The organism is Gordonia sp. Swx-4, assembly GCF_030316175.1.
Lineage (GTDB): Bacteria > Actinomycetota > Actinomycetes > Mycobacteriales > Mycobacteriaceae > Gordonia > Gordonia alkanivorans.
In genome coordinates, this window is record NZ_CP128197.1 from 2,097,447 (window position 1) to 2,117,422 (window position 19,976).

17 protein-coding genes are annotated in these 19,976 nt (G+C 66.9%); 12 read left to right on the plus strand and 5 right to left on the minus strand.

The genetic code is table 11. From position 1 onward, the window contains the following. The first annotated feature begins 56 nt into the window (after positions 1-56). The 5 genes from polA to PWF70_RS09640 all read left to right on the plus strand — a co-directional run bounded on the left by polA (position 57) and on the right by PWF70_RS09640 (position 6,691). Complete coding sequence (gene polA / locus PWF70_RS09620; protein ID WP_286352937.1) at positions 57-2,804, plus strand: DNA polymerase I; 2,748 nt, start codon at positions 57-59, stop codon at positions 2,802-2,804. Further along, on the plus strand, positions 2,804-3,892 hold the full coding sequence (locus PWF70_RS09625; protein WP_286352938.1) for an isocitrate/isopropylmalate dehydrogenase family protein: 1,089 nt from the start codon (positions 2,804-2,806) through the stop codon (positions 3,890-3,892). The genes polA and PWF70_RS09625 overlap by 1 nt, the downstream gene beginning before the upstream one ends. A 108-nt stretch (positions 3,893-4,000) precedes the next feature. Then, complete coding sequence (locus PWF70_RS09630) at positions 4,001-4,939, plus strand: ABC transporter substrate-binding protein (protein ID WP_035755388.1); 939 nt, start codon at positions 4,001-4,003, stop codon at positions 4,937-4,939. 1 nt (position 4,940) lies between these two features. Next, entirely contained in the window at positions 4,941-5,921 is a 981-nt protein-coding gene (locus PWF70_RS09635) for an amino acid ABC transporter permease (RefSeq protein ID WP_035755389.1), read from the plus strand. Continuing rightward, a complete protein-coding gene (locus PWF70_RS09640) occupies positions 5,918-6,691 on the plus strand; it encodes an amino acid ABC transporter ATP-binding protein (protein ID WP_280141531.1) in 774 nt (257 codons plus the stop codon). The genes PWF70_RS09635 and PWF70_RS09640 overlap by 4 nt, the downstream gene beginning before the upstream one ends. A gap of 20 nt (positions 6,692-6,711) precedes the next feature. On the opposite strand, the gene PWF70_RS09645 is transcribed toward PWF70_RS09640, so the two are convergent. The 3 genes from PWF70_RS09645 to PWF70_RS09655 form a co-directional block, all read right to left on the minus strand. Beyond that, positions 6,712-7,578 (minus strand): class I SAM-dependent methyltransferase, encoded by an 867-nt coding sequence (locus tag PWF70_RS09645; RefSeq protein ID WP_127963257.1) that lies wholly within the window; start codon positions 7,576-7,578, stop codon positions 6,712-6,714. Between the two features lie 34 nt (positions 7,579-7,612). Continuing rightward, positions 7,613-8,746 (minus strand): class I SAM-dependent methyltransferase, encoded by a 1,134-nt coding sequence (locus tag PWF70_RS09650; RefSeq protein ID WP_155225223.1) that lies wholly within the window; start codon positions 8,744-8,746, stop codon positions 7,613-7,615. Between the two features lie 75 nt (positions 8,747-8,821). Next, complete coding sequence (locus PWF70_RS09655) at positions 8,822-9,397, minus strand: 2'-5' RNA ligase family protein (RefSeq protein ID WP_006359827.1); 576 nt, start codon at positions 9,395-9,397, stop codon at positions 8,822-8,824. 522 nt (positions 9,398-9,919) lie between these two features. On the opposite strand from PWF70_RS09655, the gene rpsA reads away from it, so the two are divergent. From rpsA to PWF70_RS09680, 5 genes are all read left to right on the plus strand, one after another. Further along, positions 9,920-11,389 carry a 30S ribosomal protein S1 gene (gene rpsA, locus PWF70_RS09660; RefSeq protein WP_286352939.1) on the plus strand — a complete coding sequence of 490 codons (1,470 nt, stop codon included), beginning with the start codon at positions 9,920-9,922 and terminating at the stop codon, positions 11,387-11,389. A 148-nt stretch (positions 11,390-11,537) separates the two neighbouring features. Next, positions 11,538-12,287, plus strand: a complete 750-nt coding sequence (locus tag PWF70_RS09665; RefSeq protein ID WP_006359829.1) for a TetR/AcrR family transcriptional regulator — start codon at positions 11,538-11,540, stop codon at positions 12,285-12,287. Positions 12,288-12,354: 67 nt separating this feature from the next. After that, on the plus strand, positions 12,355-13,584 hold the full coding sequence (gene aztD, locus PWF70_RS09670; RefSeq protein WP_286352940.1) for a zinc metallochaperone AztD: 1,230 nt from the start codon (positions 12,355-12,357) through the stop codon (positions 13,582-13,584). Positions 13,585-13,647: 63 nt separating this feature from the next. Then, a complete protein-coding gene (gene coaE, locus PWF70_RS09675) occupies positions 13,648-14,544 on the plus strand; it encodes a dephospho-CoA kinase (protein WP_074849942.1) in 897 nt (298 codons plus the stop codon). Between the two features lie 130 nt (positions 14,545-14,674). Continuing rightward, positions 14,675-15,145 (plus strand): hypothetical protein, encoded by a 471-nt coding sequence (locus PWF70_RS09680; protein ID WP_040004262.1) that lies wholly within the window; start codon positions 14,675-14,677, stop codon positions 15,143-15,145. A 46-nt stretch (positions 15,146-15,191) separates the two neighbouring features. On the opposite strand, the gene PWF70_RS09685 is transcribed toward PWF70_RS09680, so the two are convergent. After that, entirely contained in the window at positions 15,192-15,776 is a 585-nt protein-coding gene (locus tag PWF70_RS09685; RefSeq protein ID WP_040004263.1) for a ribonuclease FAU-1 family protein, read from the minus strand. A gap of 148 nt (positions 15,777-15,924) precedes the next feature. On the opposite strand from PWF70_RS09685, the gene uvrB reads away from it, so the two are divergent. Both uvrB and PWF70_RS09695 read left to right on the plus strand, forming a co-directional pair. Next, the gene (gene uvrB, locus PWF70_RS09690; RefSeq protein WP_286352941.1) at positions 15,925-18,081 is read left to right on the plus strand and encodes an excinuclease ABC subunit UvrB; all 2,157 of its coding nucleotides are present in this window, start codon (positions 15,925-15,927) and stop codon (positions 18,079-18,081) included. 177 nt (positions 18,082-18,258) lie between these two features. Then, on the plus strand, positions 18,259-18,705 hold the full coding sequence (locus PWF70_RS09695) for a universal stress protein (RefSeq protein ID WP_006358695.1): 447 nt from the start codon (positions 18,259-18,261) through the stop codon (positions 18,703-18,705). Positions 18,706-18,739: 34 nt separating this feature from the next. Here the strand turns inward: PWF70_RS09695 and PWF70_RS09700 are convergent, their stop codons facing one another. Further along, positions 18,740-19,642 (minus strand): hydroxymethylglutaryl-CoA lyase, encoded by a 903-nt coding sequence (locus PWF70_RS09700; RefSeq protein ID WP_286352942.1) that lies wholly within the window; start codon positions 19,640-19,642, stop codon positions 18,740-18,742. Between the last annotated feature and the right edge of the window lie 334 nt (positions 19,643-19,976).

Consider the following 19,976-nt stretch of genomic DNA (forward strand, 5'->3'; position numbering starts at 1 on the left):
ACCGCCCCGGGCGGGGCGGGTCCGGGTGTCGGGACGGATCACTAGACTCAGCGACTGTGAGTCCAGCGCAGAGTTCCCCGGCAGCTACCCGTACCGGCAGCAAGGGCAAGACCAAGCAACCGGTCCTCATGCTCCTCGACGGGCATTCCCTGGCATATCGGGCGTTCTTCGCGCTCCCGGCCGAGAACTTCAAGACGGCCACCGGACAGACCACCAACGCGGTCTACGGCTTCACCTCGATGCTGATCAATCTGCTGCGCGACGAGGAACCCACCCACATCGCCGCCGCCTTCGACGTCTCGCGGAAGACGTTCCGCTCGGAGATGTTCCCGGAGTACAAGGCGCAGCGCTCCAAGTCGCCCGACGAGTTCAACGGGCAGGTCGACCTCACCAAGGAGGTCCTCGACGCGCTGGGTGTCACGGTCATGGCGATCGAGGGCTTCGAGGCCGACGACATCATCGCGACCCTCGCGACCCAGGCGCGCGAACAGGACTTCAAGGTCCTGATCGTCACCGGCGACCGCGACTCGCTGCAGCTGGTCGACCCGTCGACCACCGTGCTCTACCCGCGCAAGGGTGTCTCGGACCTCACCCGCTTCACCCCCGAAGAGGTTGAGAAGAAGTACGGTCTGACCCCCGCCCAGTACCCCGACTACGCCGCCCTGCGCGGCGACCCCAGCGACAATCTCCCAGGCATTCCGGGTGTGGGGGAGAAGACCGCGTCGAAGTGGATTCGCGAGTACGGATCGCTGGCCTCGCTCGTCGATCACGTCGACGAGGTGAAGGGCAAGGTCGGCGATGCGCTGCGCGCCAATCTCGCCTCGGTGCAGACCAACCGTCAGCTCACCGAACTCATCCGCGACATGCAGCTGCCCGCGGGCCCCGAAGATCTCGCGATGGTCGGCTGGGATCGCGACCGCATCCACCAGCTCTTCGACGACCTCGAGTTCCGCGTCCTGCGCGACCGCCTGTTCTCCACCCTCAGCTCGGTCGAGCCCGAGGCCGAGGCGGGCTTCGATCTCGACGGCTCGGTCCTCGGCGCCGGCGAGGTCGCGGGATGGCTCACCGAACACGCCCGTACGGGCCGGACCGGTCTCGCGGTGACCGCGCCGCACGTCGTCGTGGGCTCCGACCCGACCGGACTGGCGATCGCGGCCGCCGACGGTTCGTCGGCGTATGTCGACGTGACCACCCTGACGCCGGAAGACGATGCGGCCCTGGCCAACTGGCTCGCCGACCCGCAGGCGCTCAAGGCTGTGCACGAGGCCAAGTGGGCGGTACACGCGCTGCGTTCGCGCGGGTGGAAGCTCGACGGCGTCACCAGCGACACCTCGCTGGCCGCGTACCTCGTCCGCCCCGGGCAGCGGACCTTCAATCTCGACGACCTCGCCCTGCGGTACCTGCGCCGTGAGCTACGCGCCGACACCGGGGCGGGCGACGGCCAGATGTCGCTGCTCGACGACGACACCGAGGGCAAGGTCGCCGAACAGCACATGCTCGAGGCGCGTGCAGTGCAGGAGCTCGCCGACACCCTCGACACCGAACTCGACCGCATCGACTCCAAGCCGCTGCTGACCGAGATGGAGTTGCCGCTGTCGTTCGTCCTCGCCGACCTCGAGGCCGCCGGCATAGCTGTCGACGTCGATCACTTCAATGCGCTGGCACAGATGTTCAACGACCGGATCCGAGCGGCCGCCGAGTCGGCCTACGAGGTCATCGGTGAACAGATCAACCTCGGTTCGCCGAAGCAGCTGCAGACCGTGCTCTTCGACAAGCTCGACATGCCGAAGACCAAGAAGACCAAGACCGGCTACACCACCGACGCAGACGCGCTGCAGTCGTTGTACGAGAAGACCGAACATCCTTTCCTCGCACACCTTCTCGAGCATCGCGACGCCACGCGGTTGAAGGTCACCGTCGACGGTCTGCTGAAGTCGGTGGCCGTCGACGGGCGCATCCACACGACGTTCAACCAGACCATCGCCGCGACCGGCCGCCTGTCGTCGACCGAACCGAACCTGCAGAACATCCCGGTCCGCACCGAGGCCGGACGCGAGATCCGTCGCGGCTTCATCGTGGGCACGGATCAGGATTCGGGCGTGAACTACGACTGCCTGATGACCGCCGACTACAGCCAGATCGAGATGCGGATCATGGCGCACCTGTCGGAGGACGAAGGGCTGATCGAGGCCTTCAACACCGGGGAGGACCTGCACAACTTCGTCGGATCGCGCGCCTTCGGGGTGCCGATCGACGAGGTGACCACCGAGATGCGCCACCGCGTGAAGGCGATGTCGTACGGACTCGCCTACGGCCTCAGTGCCTTCGGGCTCGCGGCCCAGCTGAAGATCAGCCGTGAGGAGGCCAAGGACCAGATGGAGGCGTACTTCGCGCGGTTCGGCGGTGTGCGGGACTACCTGCACGACGTGGTCGCCGAAGCCCGGCGCAACGAGTACACGGCGACCCTGTTCGGCCGCCGGCGTTACCTGCCCGACCTGAACAGCGACAACTGGCAACGACGCCAGTCCGCGGAGCGGATGGCGCTCAACGCACCCATCCAGGGCACCGCCGCCGACATCATCAAGGTCGCGATGATCAACGTGCACAAGCGTTTCCTCGCCGAGAAGCTGACGTCGCGGGTGCTGCTGCAGGTCCACGACGAACTCGTGGTCGAGGTGGCCGCCGGCGAGCGCGACGCGGTCGAAGCCGCGGTGCGCGGGGAGATGGGCAACGCCATCACGCTGTCGGTCCCGCTCGAGGTGTCGGTCGGGTTCGGTCGGTCCTGGGACGACGCGGCCCACTGATGGTCTCCTCGCCCAGGCGGGTCGGCGTTCTCACCGGCGACGGCATCGGTCTGGAAGTCGTGCCCGCCGCCATCACGGTCGCCGACGCGGCTGCGGCGGCGGAGGACTTGCGGTTCGACTGGGACGAACTCCCGTTCGGCGCCGCCGCCATCGCGTCCCACGGCGAACCGGTGCCGGACGCGACATTGTCGGCGCTCGACGATCTGGGACTCTGGATCGTCGGACCGCACGATTCCGCGTCGTATCCGCCCGAGCACAGCAGCCGCACCCCGGGCGCGGTTTTGCGCACCCGGTACGGGCTGTTCGCCAATCTCCGTCCCGCCAAGGCCTTTTCGGGGGTACCCGCCACCGCACCCGACATCGATGTGCTGATCGTCCGCGAGAACTCCGAGGGCCTGTACGCCGACCGCAACATGGCGGTCGGGAGCGGTGAGTTCATGCCGACTCCCGACGTCGCGCTGGCAGTGGGGCTCGTGACCCGCGCGGCCAGTGAGCGCATCGCGCGGGTCGCCTTCGAAGCCGCCCGCGACCGCGCGGTCTCGGGACGCCCGGCCCGGGTGACCATCGTGCACAAGGCGAACGTGCTGCGCCTGACGACCGGCCTGTTCCGCGACGCATGCCGGGAGGTCGGCGAGGAGTTCCCCGACGTGGAGGTCACCGAACAGCACGTCGACGCCATGGCGGCGCTGCTCGTCCGACGCCCCGCCGACTTCGACGTCGTCGTCACCGAGAACCTCTTCGGCGACATCCTGTCGGACCTCGCCGGGGAACTCGCCGGCTCGCTCGGCATCGCGGGTTCGGTGAACTGCTCGGCGACCCAGGTGATGGCGCAGGCAACTCATGGAGCAGCTCCCGACATCGCCGGGCGGGGCGTCGCGAACCCGGTCGCGATGATCGCGTCGGTGTCGATGGGGTTCCGGCGGTACGGGCTGATGACCGACGATCCGGCGCTCGTCGCGGCGGCCGACCGGATGGATTCCGCCGTCGCCGACACCCTCGCGGTCTCCATCGCGACCGCTGACCTGGGTGGGACGTCATCGACCAGCGAGTTCGCCGACGAGGTGGCGCGGCGAACCGTGGCTGCATGACGCGCGCGAAGACGTGCGTGAACATCCGGTAGCCAGCCGGCGAGGCGGGCGCAAACTACAGTGAGTTGGTCTGATCAGGTGATCTGTTCGTCATCGAAGGGATGTGTTGTGGAACGGGCCTCGACGCGGGTTGACCGACGCCGTGTCCGGTCGCGCGTGGCCCGGCTGCTCGGCGTGTTCCTTGCGCTCGCGGTCGTGCTCACCGGGTGCGTGAACAACGAGGAACGGGAACGCGCCAACCAGGTGACCCCGATCAACGTGGACGTGGAGAAGGTCCCGGAGATCGCGGCACTCGTCCCGCCCGAGATCGCACGAACCGGACGCCTGGTGGTCGGAGTCAACGTGCCCTACCAGCCCAACGAGTTCAAGGGGCCGGACGGCAAGATCATCGGCTACGACGTCGACCTCATGAATGCGGTCGGCAAGGTCCTCGGCCTGACTCCGGTGTACAAGGAATCGCAGTTCGACACCATCATCCCGTCGGTGCAGGCCGGGACGTACAACGTCGGGATGTCGTCGTTCACCGACACCCTCGAACGCGAGAAGCAGGTCGACTTCGTGACCTATTACAGCGCCGGCGTGCAATGGGCGCAGGCCGCCGACTCCGACGAGGACATCGACCCGTCGAACGCCTGCGGTAAGCGGGTCGCGGTACAGACCACCACCTACGAGGACACCGACGAGATCCCGGCCAAGAGCGCGGAATGCGTCGCGAGGGGTCTCCCACCGATCGACAAGGTGAAGTTCGACAGCCAGGACGAGGCGGTCAACGCCCTGATCCTCGGCCGGGTCGAGGCGATGTCGGCCGACTCGCCGGTCACCGCGTACGCCATCAAACGCACCAACGGAAAGCTGAAGGCCGCCGGCGAATTGTTCGACTCGGCGCCGTACGGATGGGCGGTGCGCAAGGGCTCACCGCTGGGACCCGCGATGCAGAAGGCGGTCCAGTACCTGATGGACAACGGGCAGTACGAAGAGATCGCGGCCAACTGGGGCCTGCAGGAGGGCATGATCGATGTCTCCGTCATCAACGGGGCGGTGAGTTGAGATGACCTCACCGCAGACCGACACCACCACCACGGCCGGCGAGCCCGAACCGATCAAGGCAGTACCGCTCCGCAGACCGGGCCAGTGGATCGCCGCGGTCATCATCCTCGTGCTGGCGGGGCTCTTCGTCTACGGAGCCGCCACCAACAAGGCCTACGCGTGGGGCACCTACGCCGATTACCTGTTCGACCAGCGCGTGCTGTCCGGCGTCGGATACACCCTGGCGCTGACGGTGCTGGCGATGACCATCGCGATCGTCCTCGGCGTCGCGCTCGCCATCATGCGGCTCTCACCGAACCCGGTGTTGCGCGGCACCGCCTGGGTGTACCTGTGGATCTTCCGCGGGACGCCGGTCTACGTGCAGCTCGTTTTCTGGGGACTGTTCCCGGCGATCTACAAGCAGATCGACGTCGGCATCCCATTCGTCCACCAGTTCGCGTCCTTCGACATCCAAACCCTCAATGCCGCATTCCTGTTCGCGGTCATCGGCCTCGGGCTCAACGAGGCCGCCTACATGGCCGAGATCGTGCGCGCAGGCGTGTCGTCGGTCGGTGAGGGTCAGTCCGAGGCGTCGATCGCTCTGGGCATGTCGTGGTCGCAGACCATGCGTCGCACCGTGCTGCCGCAGGCGATGCGGGTGATCATCCCGCCCACCGGCAACGAGCTGATCTCCATGCTCAAGACGACGAGTCTGGTGGCGGCGGTGCCGCTGACCCTCGATCTCTACGGTCGCGTGCGCGACATCTCGGGCGTCAACTTCGAACCGATCCCGCTGCTGCTCGTCGCCTCGACCTGGTACCTCGCCGTCACCAGCATCCTGATGGTCGGCCAGTACTACGTGGAGCGTCATTACTCGCGGGGCGCCACCAGGGCGTTGACCGCACGCCAGCTCAAGGCGATGGCCGACGGACAGACCGCCGCGGCCGACGACATCCCGGACGGACCGGGAGCCGGCCGCACGACCGGGGGAGAGAACGCATGAGTTCCGCCGAGACGCCGATGGTCCTCGCCGACCGGGTGTGCAAGAGCTTCGGATCGGTCCCGGTCCTCAAGGGGATCTCGCTCGAGGTCGCGCGAGGCGAGGTGACCTGCCTCATCGGCCCGTCCGGTTCGGGTAAGTCGACGTTCCTCCGGTGCGTCAACCACCTCGACGTGGTCAACGCCGGCCGCCTCTACGTCGACGGCGACCTCATCGGCTACCGCGAACGCAACGGCAAGCTCTACGAGATGAGTGCCAAAGACGCTGCGACGCAACGCCGTGACATCGGCATGGTGTTCCAGCACTTCAATCTGTTCCCGCACCGCACCGCTCTCGAGAACGTGATCGAGGCGCCCATCCAGGTGAAGAAGCAGCAGCGGGCCGCCGCCGTCGAACGTGCCGAATACCTGCTCGAGCGGGTAGGCCTGTCCGACCGGGCCGACGCCTACCCGGCGCAGCTGTCCGGCGGTCAGCAGCAGCGCGTCGCCATCGCGCGCGCCCTCGCGATGGAACCGAAGCTCATGCTGTTCGACGAGCCGACGTCGGCACTCGATCCCGAACTCGTCGGCGACGTCCTCAAGGTGATGCGTGAACTCGCCGCATCCGGCATGACCATGATGGTCGTGACCCACGAGATGGGCTTCGCGCGCGAGGTCGCCGACCAGTTGGTCTTCATGGACGGCGGCGTCGTCGTGGAGAAGGGCGACCCACGCGAACTCCTCGCCAACCCGCAGGAGGAGCGGACACGGGAGTTCCTGTCGAAGTTGCTCTGAGACGCCGGGCGTACCCGCGGCTATCCGGGCTTGTGGCTGCAGAAGATCGCGGTGCCGGGGAAGTAGCGTCCGCGGAAAGGGCTCCACTGGCCCCACTCACGGTCGTGGTCGTCGGGCCACTCGGGTTCGATGATGTCGTCGAGGATGAACCCGGCGGCACGTAGCTCGCGGACCCGGTCGCCGATGGTGCGGTGGTGCTCGACGTAGGTGATCTGCCCGCTCGGGTCGGTTTCGGTGTAAGGCGTGCGGTTGAAGTAGGGGATTCGTACGGTCAGGCCCTCGGGTCCCGGATCATCGAGGAACATCCAGCGCATCGGATGGTTGACCGCGAAAACCCAACGGCCGCCGGGCTTCAGGACACGAGCAACCTCGGCCATGACGCCGGCGGAGTCCGCGACGAAGGGGATCGCGCCGAACGCCGAGCACACGGTGTCGAAGGACTCGTCGGCGAAGGGCAGGGTCTCCGCGGTCGCCTGGATCAGCGGCACGCGCACCTCGTCGGCCTCCATGGCGTCGAGACCGATCCCGAGCATGCGCCGGGACAGGTCGACACCGACGGCGTGTGCACCGTGAGCAGCGAGCCAGCGGGCGCAGGGCGCTGAGCCGCAACCGATTTCAAGGATCGTGCGATCCTCGATCTCGCCGAGGAGTCCGGCCTCGGATTCGCGGACGCCCTCTGGGCACCAGACAAAGTCGCCGCCTCCGGTGTACGTGCCGAGGAAGTCGCCGTGTTCGTCGTGGTAGTTCTCCGCGTCGTGGTCCCACCACCAGCGACTCGCCCGGTCACTCGTCGCGGAGTCGACGTCGCCCAGGACGCGTGGAGGCCGCACAGAGGGCTCCTGCTCGGTGGTCTCCGAGTTCTCGCGGTCGTCGTCCTTCGTGGGCATCTAGTGATGATATTGCCCGGCGTCGGCCGACTCTTCAGCCGGTGCGGAGCTCGTAGAACCGGAAGAAGGCGAAGTCCTCGATCGGCAGCACCTCGACGCTCCGGAAACCGGCTTGCTCGGCGTAGGACCGTAGGGTGGCGGGTCGCATCACCGTGCCGGTGGCGACCGAGGGCGGCGAACTCATCGAGTCGGGCAGACACACGAACAGTGAGAACCCGTACATGAGTTTGTCGAGTTCGTCTGCCGGGCCCGAGAATTCGTCGGATACCGCTTCGTCCATGACGATCATCGGCGCCCCGGGTGCGAGGGCCTGCCGCGTCGCGGCGAGAACCTCGACGGGCCGCGGCATGTCGTGGAGGCATTCGAAGGCGAAGGCGGCGTCGAACGGTCCGTGTGCCACGGCCTCTTCTCCGCCGGCGAGATGGAACTGCACCCGGTCGCCGAGACCTTCGGCCTCGGCGTTGTCCCGCGCCATCTGCACCGATGCGGCGTCGACGTCGAGACCGACGAATGTCGCGTCCGGGTAGGCGTGGGCGAGGGCGATCGTCGAATGCCCGGCGCCGAAACCGATGTCGGCGATCTTCGCGCCCGGTCGGGACAGTCGCTGATGGAGATGGTCGATGGCGGCGAGAGCGGGTGCGAGATCGGCGTCGAACCACGGCTTGTTGAGTGCGGCCTGGCATTCGCGCGCGTCGGCCCCGAGCTGTTCCCAGCTGACACCGCCGCCGGTGCGGTAGGCGTCGAGTAGTTCGGATAGCCGGCCGAACGAGGCGGCGAACATCCGGGGGAGCGCACCCAGATACGAACGACTGGAGGTGTCGGTGAGGACCTCGGCGACGCCGGGTGGGATACCGAATGTCGTTGGTCTGCCGGACAGGTCGGCGTCGAGAATGCCGAAGGCCGCCTGCATCTCGAGCCATTCCCGGGCGTACCGTGCATCGGTGGCCGTGCGGGAAGCGAGGTCGTCGGCGGTCAGCGGACCGTGGTCGACGAGGCACCGGTACCAGCCGAGTCGCTCCCCGAGATAGACGCTCATGGTCTCTGCGGTGGCCAGGGTGGAGTTGAGGAATCGTTCGGCGAACTCGTCGGCGCTCGGTGACGAGGAGGCGACGGTCGGGTTGTGCGTGCCGTGACCGGGTGGTGTGGTGCTGTCGGATGTGATCGTCATGGTGTGACGATGGCAGCGTTGGCTCTCGAGCCGGTCACGGAGCGGTTTCGACTCGACTCACAGCTCCGGTGCAGCTCAGCACGCCCGTCCGGCCACAACGTGTTCGGTCCGGGCATCGGGGTCCCAGCGTCGCAACGCGGTGAAGGTGCACATCCGATCCGGTTTGCCGAGCGATTCGAGCGCGACGAGCGCTTCGCCGACCTGCGCGGACGTCAGGCGCCGGGCGAGGGTGATGTGCGGGGTCCAGGCGCCGGGATCGACGTGCGCGAAGGTGCTCGGATTCTCCGCGCCCGCCTCGGTGTCGTCAGGGTCGACGGTGTGGCCGCGAACCGTGCGGGCCACCTGGGCGTGGAGCGACAGCAACTCGGTGCTGGGTACGACGAGCAGTGCAAGGGTGTGACGGGAGCCGTGACCGAACACGACGGGCGCCCCGATGATGCACTTCATCGGTAGACGTTGGCCGGCGGGACCGAGGGCGGCGTCGGCGGCGGACGCGATGTGGCGCGCCGCCAACAGGGTGACGTGCGGACGGTTGGTGTCCGACCGCACGCGCTGCGCACTGGGAAGACCGACGTCGGCGAGCGCTGACCAGCGGCGCCGCACCCAGGCGTCGGTGTCGTTGTCGGGTAACAACTCGATCGAATGTGCCACGGATGCAGTCAACCAGAGCACGCGTGCAGCACCCGGTGGTTCAGCCCACGATCGCCAACAGGTGAATGACGAGTCTGCCCTCCGCGTCGGTGGTGCTTTCGGCTGTCGCTTCGTTTGCGCAGTTCAGGCTTACAGTGATTTCTTCCAGTTTCACCGCACGGTTTCCCTGGGTTCATTCGATGAAGTGGGCGAGTCGTCCGAACGGGTAGATCCACGGCGGCCGTGCCGGCCACCGACAGGCTGTCGGCCGGCGACCGGGACGACGCCGTCGAATCGCTGCGGTCGTGGATCGCGAAGCGCGCCGCGGCACGGCGGAGGGGCAACGCAGGGGACTCTCGGAGGGCCGTCTCAAGGGCATTTGCCCAGCACAATGCCGCTGGAGTAGGCTTTGAGAACGCGCGTGCGCTTGATGACGCGCGACAGGCACACGCCCCGGTCGAAATGCTTCTGATCAGGGGTTTTGTGCCGCGCATTACGTCCAGAACTGTACCTACTACACACCTGTCCGGAGCAACTCAACATATGTCGTCCCCCACGATCACCTCGCCGCAAGTAGCCATCAATGACATTGGCACTGCCGAGGACTTTCTCGCCGCCATCGACTCCACGATCAAGTACTTCAACGATGGTGACATCGTGGAAGGAACCATCGTCAAGGTCGATCGGGACGAGGTTCTGCTCGACATCGGTTACAAGACCGAAGGCGTCATTCCCTCTCGCGAACTGTCGATCAAGCACGATGTTGACCCCAACGAGGTCGTCAACGTCGGTGACGAGGTCGAGGCCCTGGTCCTCACCAAAGAGGACAAAGAAGGCCGTCTGATCCTCTCCAAGAAGCGTGCGCAGTACGAGCGGGCTTGGGGCACCATCGAGGAGCTCAAGGAGAAGGACGAGGCCGTCAAGGGCACCGTCATCGAGGTCGTCAAGGGCGGCCTGATCCTGGACATCGGCCTGCGCGGCTTCCTCCCGGCATCGCTCGTGGAGATGCGTCGCGTCCGCGACCTCCAGCCGTACATCGGCAAGGAGATCGAGGCCAAGATCATCGAGCTCGACAAGAACCGCAACAACGTGGTCCTGTCGCGTCGCGCGTGGCTCGAGCAGACCCAGTCCGAGGTCCGCAGCGAGTTCCTGCACCAGCTGCAGAAGGGCCAGGTCCGCAAGGGCGTCGTGTCCTCGATCGTCAACTTCGGTGCGTTCGTCGATCTCGGCGGCGTCGACGGTCTGGTCCACGTCTCCGAGCTGTCCTGGAAGCACATCGATCACCCGTCCGAGGTCGTCGCCGTGGGCGACGAGGTCACCGTCGAGGTCCTCGACGTCGATCTGGACCGCGAGCGTGTTTCGCTGTCGCTCAAGGCCACTCAGGAAGACCCGTGGCGTCAGTTCGCCCGTACCCATGCGATCGGTCAGATCGTCCCGGGCAAGGTCACCAAGCTGGTGCCGTTCGGTGCGTTCGTCCGCGTCGACGAGGGCATCGAGGGCCTGGTCCACATCTCCGAGCTGGCCGAGCGCCACGTCGAGGTGCCGGATCAGGTTGTCGCCGTCAACGACGATGCGATGGTCAAGGTCATCGACATCGACCTCGAGCGTCGTCGTATCTCGCTGAGCCTCAAGCAGGCCAACGAGGACTACACCGAGGAGTTCGACCCCTCGAAGTACGGTATGGCCGACAGCTACGACGAGCAGGGCAACTACATCTTCCCCGAGGGCTTCGACGCCGAGACCAACGAATGGCTCGAAGGCTTCGAGAAGCAGCGTGAGGCATGGGAGGCCCGGTACGCCGAGGCCGAGCGTCGCCACAAGATGCACACCGCCCAGATGGAGAAGTTCGCCGCTGCCGCAGCCGAGACCGCCAACGCCCCGACCGACTACTCGTCGGCTTCGGAGAGCCGTGGTGGCTCGGCGAACACCAGTGGTGCTTCGTCCACCGGTGGTTCGCTGGCCAGCGACGAGCAGCTCGCCGCTCTGCGCGAGAAGCTCTCGGGCAACGCCTGATAGCTCTGCTCCCGCAGTAGATCTGCACTGAGCACACGAAAAGCCCTCCCGGGAAACTGCCCGGGAGGGCTTTTCGTGTCCCTGCCACATCAGCCGCGATCCCGTGGGTACGGTATTGATCTCGTACGCTGTACGGAAAGGGTGCAACGTGTCGACCGCTGATGATGCCCGAACCCTCGTTCGGCTGCTATGGCGTGGACGTGGGGAGCCGGAGACACCCAGACGCGGTCCGCGACAACGGGTCACCGTCGACGAGATCGTCGGCAAGGCGGTCACCCTCGCCGACGAGCGTGGACTGACCGCGGTGTCGATGCGGGCACTCGCCGCCGAGCTCGGCGTCGGTCCGATGACTCTCTACACCTACGTGCCCACCCGAGACGTCCTGGTCGCGCTCATGGTGGACCATGTCGCCGGCGACCCGGTGCCGGAGCCGGGATCGACGGTCCGGGAGTCGCTCGCGCAGGTCGCACGTCATCTGCGCGCGGAGTACCTGGCGCATCCCTGGTTGATCGACGCCAATCCGTGGCGGCAGGTTCTCGGTCCGCGTCGTCTAGCCCGCTACGAACGGCAGCTCGAATTGCTCGAGCCGCTTGACATCTCGGACCTCGACCGTGACCACATCCTCGGTCTCCTGTCCGCCTTCGTGACCGGCAACGCCCGGGAGGCCCTGGCTGCCGACGCCGCGGTGACCGACAGCGGCATGACCGACGTCGAGTGGTGGGAGGTCGTCGCACCCGAGCTCGACGCGGTGATCCCCAAAGGCGGGTTCCCTCTCGCGGATCGCGTGGGAACCGTTGCAGGCGAACATCATCAGGCGCCAGGGTCCCCTGACGAGGTGTTCGATTTCGGCCTGACGCGACTGCTCGACGGGTTGGTGCCGCTCATCGGGGACGTCTGAACTCACCCGCGAGCTCGACAACCATGCGTTGTTGACAATCATTTTCATTAGACGGTTGACTGTCCGAGTGCTATCACCACGGACAACTCTGACCCGTTCCCTCGCGCTGCTCGCTGCCTCCTCCATCGCGCTCGTCGCGTGCGGCGACCCCGAGCAGGCGACCCCGCCCGCCGAATCGTCGCGCGGACCCGCGGAACAGCAAAGCGCGACACCACGACTCGCACTCAGCTACGACGGCGGAATCCTCGTGCTCGACGCGAAGACGCTCGATCAGGTCGCCGACCTTCCCCTCGACGGATTCGTCCGGCTGAACAGTGCGGGCAACGGGCGGCACGTCTTCGTCTCCGACTCCGACGGGTTCCGGGTCCTCGACGCCGGGACCTGGACGAAGGCGCAGGGCGACCACGGGCATCACTACACGACCAAGCCCTCGCTCACCGAGATGCGTTTCGGTGGAGCGGAACCCGGGCATGTCGTGGTCCACGACTCACGCATCAGCCTGTTCAGCGACGGCACCGGACAGGTCGACATCGTCGAACCCGCCGAACTGCTCCGCGGCAATCCGGTGGCCACCACGTTCACCGTCCCGCAACCCCATCACGGTGTGGCGGTGTTCCGCGGCGACGGTTCGGTTGTCGTCACACGCGGCGACGAGGAATCGCGGAGCGGCATTGCGATCCTGGACAAGCAGCGGAACGAGATCGCCCGCAATGACGAGTGTCCCGGCGTCCACGGCGAGGCCGCCGCGTCCGACGGTCGCCTGACCTTCGGCTGCGAAGACGGCATCCTGATCGTCGACGGCAACAACATCCGCAAGGTGGCCAGCCCGGATCCATACGGCCGCATCGGGAACCAGGCCGGCGACCACGGTTCCCCGGTTGTGCTGGGGGATTACAAGAGCGACGAGGGCGCCGAACTCGAACGGCCGACACGCTTCTCGCTCACCGACACCCGAACGGGCGACCTCCGACTGGTCGACCTCGGCGCCTCCTACAGCTTCCGGTCGCTCGAACGTGGCCCCGGCGGGTCCGCGGTGATCCTCGGGACCGACGGCGCGCTACACGTCTTCGACGCGCGATCCGGGAACCGCACCGCCCGCATCCCGGTGATCGGGGAGTGGGCCGAACCCGACGAATGGCAGTCGCCGATGCCCAATGTCGTGGTGCAGGACCGCATCGCGTATGTCAGTGAACCCGTGTCGAAGAAGATCGTCGCGGTCGATCTGAACATGGGCGAGAAGGTCGGCGAGGCCACCCTGCCGCACGAGACCATCGAACTCGTCGCGGTCACCGGCTGAGCCGGCACGACACACGGGGCGCCGGTGTGCACCGGGCAGGAGCCTGTTTGCCAGACTGGTGGCGTGATCAGGCTTGGACTCACCGGTGGCATCGGCGCCGGCAAATCGACCGTGGCGAAGACCTTCGTCGAACGAGGCGCGTACATCATCGACGCGGACAAGATCGCCCGCGAGGTGGTGGAACCCGGTTCGGAAGGTCTCGCCGGGCTCGTCGAGGCCTTCGGCTCGGACATCCTGGCCGCCGACGGCAGCCTCGACCGTCCGGCTCTCGCGGCAAAGGCCTTCGTCGACGAGGGGTCGCGGAAGGCGCTCAACGGGATCACCCACCCGTTGATCGGCGCGCGCACCCAGGAACTGCTCGCGGCGGCGCCGGACGACGCCGTCGTCGTCCAGGACATCCCGCTGCTGGTGGAGAACCACACCGCGCCGTTCTTCCACCTCGTGGTGATCGTGTTCGCCGACGCCGACGTCCGACTGCATCGCCTCACGACGATGCGCGGGGTCGACGAAGCAGACGCGCGTGCTCGAATCGCGGCGCAGGCCACCGACGAGCAGCGCCGTGCGGTCGCCGACGTCTGGCTCGACAACTCCGGATCGGCCGATGACCTCGCCGCTGCCGCCGCGCGGGTCTGGGACGATCGGCTCGTACCGTTCGAGGCCAACGTCCGGGCGCGTCGGGTCGCCGATCCGGTCCCCGAACTCGTTGCCGCGGAACCGAATCCGGATGGTCCCGCGACACGTCTGGTCAACCGGCTGTGGGCGATCGCGGGTGAGCGCGCGGCCGCCGTCGAGATCACCGATCCGGCAAACGTCGAGCTGCGGATCGCCGCCCGCGACGAGACCGCGTCCGCAGAACTCGTCGACCTCCTCGCCGACGGTGGGTTCGCGCCCGTCGGCCCCGGCGTTCACGGTTCCTGCGATCCTGGGCGACCCGCGACCGTGCGGATCGAGATCGCCTGAGGGGCTCGACAAACTGACTACGAATGTTGCCTGAATTGGCCACATCGTGTGCTCCGCGCTGTTAGCTTTGCGACGACGCACCGATGCCGGTGCGGACCACCAAGTCGGCAAAGCGTTGCGAAGAGCACATATGTGGGGTCCTGGTAGTTCGAAACGCGTGCGTGCGGTCGTCGGCGGTATCGCCGTCGGGGCGGCACTCACGGCCGCCGCGGTGAGTGCCGCCCCGGCGAACGCGGCCCTGCAGGGGATCGCCGTCGACACGCTGCCCGGTTACGGCTCCTCGGCGAACGGCTCGTCGAATTACGGCCTCTACGGTGCGGGATGCGCCTACAAGTTGTCCGTGATCGTCGGCGATCCGAAGTCGGCCAAGTCGACACTCAAGGTCACGTCCACCCGGGCGGGCCGCACCGTGACGATCCACAACGCCAAGCCCACCGCTGTCGAGGTCACGCCGACCTGGCGACCGTCCGCCCCCGGACGCTACGTGCTCGCCGCGAACCTCGATGGGGTGGTCAAGACGCGGACCGTCAACGTGGGCACGGGAGTGCAACTGCCGCAGTTCATCCGGAACGGTGCGTGCTTCGTGCTGCCCACCTATTGAGTCCGACGTCGGGCCGGCCGGCACATCGGCGCGCGGTCGTGCCGGGTCACCACCCGTGATCGGGGCGGTGGTCTCGGAAGAACACCACGCCGCCGACCGCGTCGTCGAGCCAGGCCTGTACGTCGTTGCCGTGCGCGGCTGCCCCGACGAGCGCGCGGGTCGCGATCTCGACGGCCTGCACGCACTGGTCGCTGTCGAGGAGTCCGCACCGGTGCGCTTCGAAGACCTCGTCGACGTCGATGAGTTCCAGCGGTGATCCCGGAACGTCGACGAGGTCGAGATACCAGTCCTCGGCGTACCACCGGCCGCGCTCGTCGGGGCCGGAGAACCGCCCGATGTCGAGGTAGAGGCGCTGATTCGCCCGAAAGCCGCCCTGGTAGTGGAAAATGTTGGCGCGCAACCCCAATGAGGGGAGAAGCCATGATTCGAGATGGTCGAACCTCGGATGCCCGGGCGCGGGGCGCGACATGTAGAGGCCGTAGTCGGTGACTCGGTATTCCTCGACCTCCCGGACGAATCCCTTGTTGTCGGTGTTCGTCATCGCGGGCACATCGAAGACCTCCCGCTTGGGCGGGTGCATCGAGTGGGGTGCGGCCGGCGCGGTCGTCACGGGACCGCTGTTGCTCGTCATCCCCCGAATGTAGTTCGGCCGGCACCCGATCTCTGGGTGAACATCGGAGATGTTCCCGATGTGCGGGACGTCTGCCGCGCATGGTCGGGCGGCGGGCCGCAGACCGCGCGGGAACACTCGTGTCGTAGTGCGCGTTTACCCTGGCACTATGGCTTTTGCAGCAGAACGCCCGGTGCTCGCGCACTCCGAGTTCCGTCCGATCGGCGAGATCGAGCGCACCGAAGCCCGCTTGGAGGTGGTCAGCGAGTACGAGCCCGCCGGTGACCAGCCCGCCGCGATCAAGGATCTGACCGCACGGATCCGGGCGGGGGAGAAGGACATCGTGCTCCTCGGTGCCACCGGTACCGGTAAGTCGGCGACGACTGCCTGGCTCATCGAGCAGGTGCAGCGCCCGACGCTGGTGATGGCACCCAACAAGACGCTCGCCGCGCAGCTGGCGAACGAACTCCGCGAGATGCTGCCCAACAACGCCGTCGAGTACTTCGTCTCGTATTACGACTACTACCAACCCGAGGCGTACATCGCGCAGACCGACACCTACATCGAGAAGGACTCGTCGATCAACGACGACGTCGAACGACTCCGCCATTCGGCGACCTCGAGTCTGCTCTCCCGTCGCGACGTCGTGGTGGTGGCGTCGGTGTCCTGCATCTACGGCCTCGGTACGCCGCAGTCGTACCTCGATCGCTCGGTCGAGCTCGAGGTGGGGCAGGAGATCGATCGCGACGCCCTGCTGAGGCTGCTCGTCGACGTGCAGTACACCCGCAACGACACAGCATTCACCCGCGGGTCCTTCCGCGTCCGCGGTGACACCGTCGAGATCATCCCGTCCTACGAGGAACTCGCGGTGCGCATCGAGTTCTTCGGCGACGAGGTCGAATCGCTCTACTACCTGCATCCGCTCACCGGCGACGTGGTCCGTCAGGTCGCCTCGCTGCGCATCTTTCCCGCCACCCACTACGTGGCGGGGCCGGAGCGGATGGAACGGGCGATGGCGTCGATCGAGAAGGAACTCGAGGAACGCCTCGCCGAACTCGAGGGCAAGGGCAAGCTGCTCGAGGCGCAGCGCCTGCGGATGCGGACCACCTACGACCTCGAGATGATGCGGCAGGTCGGATTCTGCTCGGGGATCGAGAACTACTCGCGCCACATCGACGGCCGTTCGGCCGGGAGTGCACCGGCGACGCTGATCGACTACTTCCCGGAGGACTTCCTCCTGGTCATCGACGAGTCGCATGTGACCGTGCCGCAGATCGGCGGCATGTACGAGGGTGACATGTCCCGCAAGCGCAATCTCGTCGAATACGGCTTCCGGCTTCCGTCGGCGGTGGACAACCGCCCGCTGACCTGGGACGAGTTCGTCGACCGCATCGGTCAGACCGTCTATCTGTCGGCGACGCCCGGACCCTACGAGCTCGGTCAGTCGAACGGCGAGTTCGTCGAGCAGGTGATCCGCCCGACCGGCCTGGTCGACCCGCAGGTCGTGGTCAAACCGACCAAGGGGCAGATCGACGACCTGGTCCACGAGATCCGGCAGCGCACCGAACGCGACGAACGCGTCCTCGTCACGACGCTCACCAAGAAGATGGCCGAGGATCTCACCGACTATCTGTTGGAACTGGGCATCCGGGTGCGGTACCTGCACTCCGAGGTCGACACCCTGCGTCGTGTCGAGTTGCTGCGTCAGCTCCGGTCGGGTGACTACGACGTCCTCGTCGGCATCAACCTCCTCCGCGAGGGTCTCGACCTCCCGGAGGTATCGCTGGTCGCGATCCTCGACGCGGACAAGGAAGGATTCCTGCGCAGCACCACGTCGCTGATCCAGACGATCGGCCGTGCGGCCCGCAACGTGTCGGGTGAGGTGCACATGTACGCCGACAAGATCACCGACTCGATGCGCAACGCGATCGACGAGACGGAGCGCCGCCGCGAGAAGCAGATCGCCTACAACAAGGAACGCGGCATCGACCCGAAGCCGTTGCGCAAGAAGATCGCCGACATCCTCGACCAGGTGTACCGCGAGGCCGAGGACGAGGCCGTCGCGGTGGGCGGTTCGGGACGCAACGCGAGCCGCGGCCGCCGGGCGCAGGGTGAGGTGTCGAAGGCCGGCAGTGCGGGCGTGATCGAGAAGCGCGATGTCTCGGCGATGCCGCGCGCCGAGCTGGCCGACCTGGTGTCGCAGCTGACCGATCAGATGATGAGCGCGGCCCGGGACCTGCAGTTCGAGCTGGCGGGCCGCCTGCGCGACGAGATCGCCGACCTGAAGAAGGAGCTCCGCGGAATGGACGCGGCGGGCATCAAATAGGGCTGTGACCTGCAATCCCGCCGAAGACACAACAGCGCGACCATGTGCCGATCACCACGATCGGCGGACAGACACGCCGCGGCAAACTAATGTCCCGGTGAAAGAACCCTGCAATATGGGGGATGTAGGTGACGCCTCGCTGATGGGCAGCGAGGCGAATTCATGTCGGAGGTTGGGATGAGCGCATACGAGACCATCGTCGTCGGGACCGACGGCTCGGAGTCGTCGATGAAGGCGGTGGAACGTGCGGGGGCACTCGCGGGCGAAGGCGCGCAGTTGGTGATCGCGTGCGCATACTTCCCCAACGAGCGTGGCGCAGGGGAGGCTGCCGACATCCTCAAGGACGAGGCCTACCAGGTCACCGGCTCGACGCCGACCGAGGAGATCCTGCGGACCGCGAAGGAACGTGCGTCCAAGGCCGGAGCCGCCACCGTCGTGCAGCGCCCCGTCAAGGGTGCTCCGGTCGACGCGCTGCTCCAGCTCGTGAGCGACGTCAAGGCCGACCTCCTCGTCGTCGGTAACCGCGGCCTGAACTCGATCGCCGGGCGCCTGCTCGGATCGGTTCCGGCCGACGTGGCACGCAAGTCGGCATGTGACGTGCTGATCGTGCACACCACGGGTTAGTCACCCGCACACGAACGCAACGAGCGTCCCCGCCTCAGCGGGCGTCCGGGAAACCTCCGGCGCGCCCGAGGAGAGCGGGGACACTCTTTTCCAGGGACCTGCCCAGCCATTCCGCGGCCTCGATCAGGCCGTACATGTCGACGCCGGTCGTGACGTTCGACCGGTCCAGCGCATAGAGCAGGTCCTCCGACGCGATGTTGCCCGTCGCGGCCGGGGCGAACGGGCAACCGCCGAAACCGCCGATGGACGCGTCCAGAGCGCCGGCCCCGCATTCCAGGGCCGTCAGCGCATTGGCGTAGCCGGTGTTGCGGGTGTTGTGGAAATGCCAGCGCTGAGGGATGCCCGGTGCGTGTGCGGCCGCCAGGTCGGCGAGTGTGCGCACCTGTGCCGGGACGCCGACGCCGATGGTGTCGGCGAGGGCGATCTCGTCCGGTGCCGCGCCGTCGGTCAGGCGCGCGATGATCTCGCCGATCCACTCGGGGGCGACCTCCCCGGAGAACGGGCAGCCGAACGACACCGCGATGGTCACCGTCGTCCGTAGTCCGGCCTCGCGGGCATCATGTACGACGTCGATCGCCGCGGCGATGCCCTCGTCGACGCTGCAGCCCTGATTCCGCCGGCTGAACTCCTCGGTCGCGACAACCACCGCGTTGACCTCGTCGACGGCGGCGGTGAGGGCACGGTCGAGACCCCGGCGGTTGAGGACCAGACCGATGTAGGAGACGCCGTCGACGCGCGGAACCTGGGCCATGACCTCCTCGGCGCCGGCCATCTGCGGAACCCGCTTCGGATTGACGAAACTGACCGCCTCGATGCGTCGGACGCCGGCGTCGACACTGCGCGAGATCAACTCGACCTTGTCGTCGATCGACAGGAGGGTCTGCTCGTTCTGAAGCCCGTCGCGGGGGCCGACCTCGACCAGTTGCACGCTCGTCATGCCCCCAATCTTGCCCCGTCGCGGACACCTGGTGTGACGAGATTCCTTCCCTCGGGCAGATGTCGGTCGAACGACCGAATCCAAACCGCAACCCGACGTCTTCGGTGTGACGTGAGTTGCTCGTGTGTCTCTAAGGGACTGATGAGGTCCCACCTGCCACACCTGTGCGGCGCCGGATGTGACGAGGCTCTCAGACGTGAGATGCGCTGTATCACTTTCGATCTCAAAAGAGATGTAAAGCGTATGATTCGTGGCTGTTCGACGAACGCCTCGGGGGGACGGGTCAGCGGCGTCGTCGGACGACCAAATCGCCGACGACTGGTTCGGACGAGGC

Coding starts and splice junctions, on each gene's coding strand:
- PWF70_RS09625 (WP_286352938.1), top strand. CDS start 2,804: ATGGTCTCCTCGCCCAGGCGGGTCGGCGTTCTCACCGGCGACGGCATC.
- PWF70_RS09635 (WP_035755389.1), top strand. CDS start 4,941: ATGACCTCACCGCAGACCGACACCACCACCACGGCCGGCGAGCCCGAA.
- PWF70_RS09640 (WP_280141531.1), top strand. CDS start 5,918: ATGAGTTCCGCCGAGACGCCGATGGTCCTCGCCGACCGGGTGTGCAAG.
- PWF70_RS09645 (WP_127963257.1), bottom strand. CDS start 7,578: ATGCCCACGAAGGACGACGACCGCGAGAACTCGGAGACCACCGAGCAG.
- PWF70_RS09650 (WP_155225223.1), bottom strand. CDS start 8,746: ATGACGATCACATCCGACAGCACCACACCACCCGGTCACGGCACGCAC.
- rpsA (WP_286352939.1), top strand. CDS start 9,920: ATGTCGTCCCCCACGATCACCTCGCCGCAAGTAGCCATCAATGACATT.
- PWF70_RS09680 (WP_040004262.1), top strand. CDS start 14,675: ATGTGGGGTCCTGGTAGTTCGAAACGCGTGCGTGCGGTCGTCGGCGGT.
- PWF70_RS09685 (WP_040004263.1), bottom strand. CDS start 15,776: ATGACGAGCAACAGCGGTCCCGTGACGACCGCGCCGGCCGCACCCCAC.
- uvrB (WP_286352941.1), top strand. CDS start 15,925: ATGGCTTTTGCAGCAGAACGCCCGGTGCTCGCGCACTCCGAGTTCCGT.
- PWF70_RS09695 (WP_006358695.1), top strand. CDS start 18,259: ATGAGCGCATACGAGACCATCGTCGTCGGGACCGACGGCTCGGAGTCG.
- PWF70_RS09700 (WP_286352942.1), bottom strand. CDS start 19,642: ATGACGAGCGTGCAACTGGTCGAGGTCGGCCCCCGCGACGGGCTTCAG.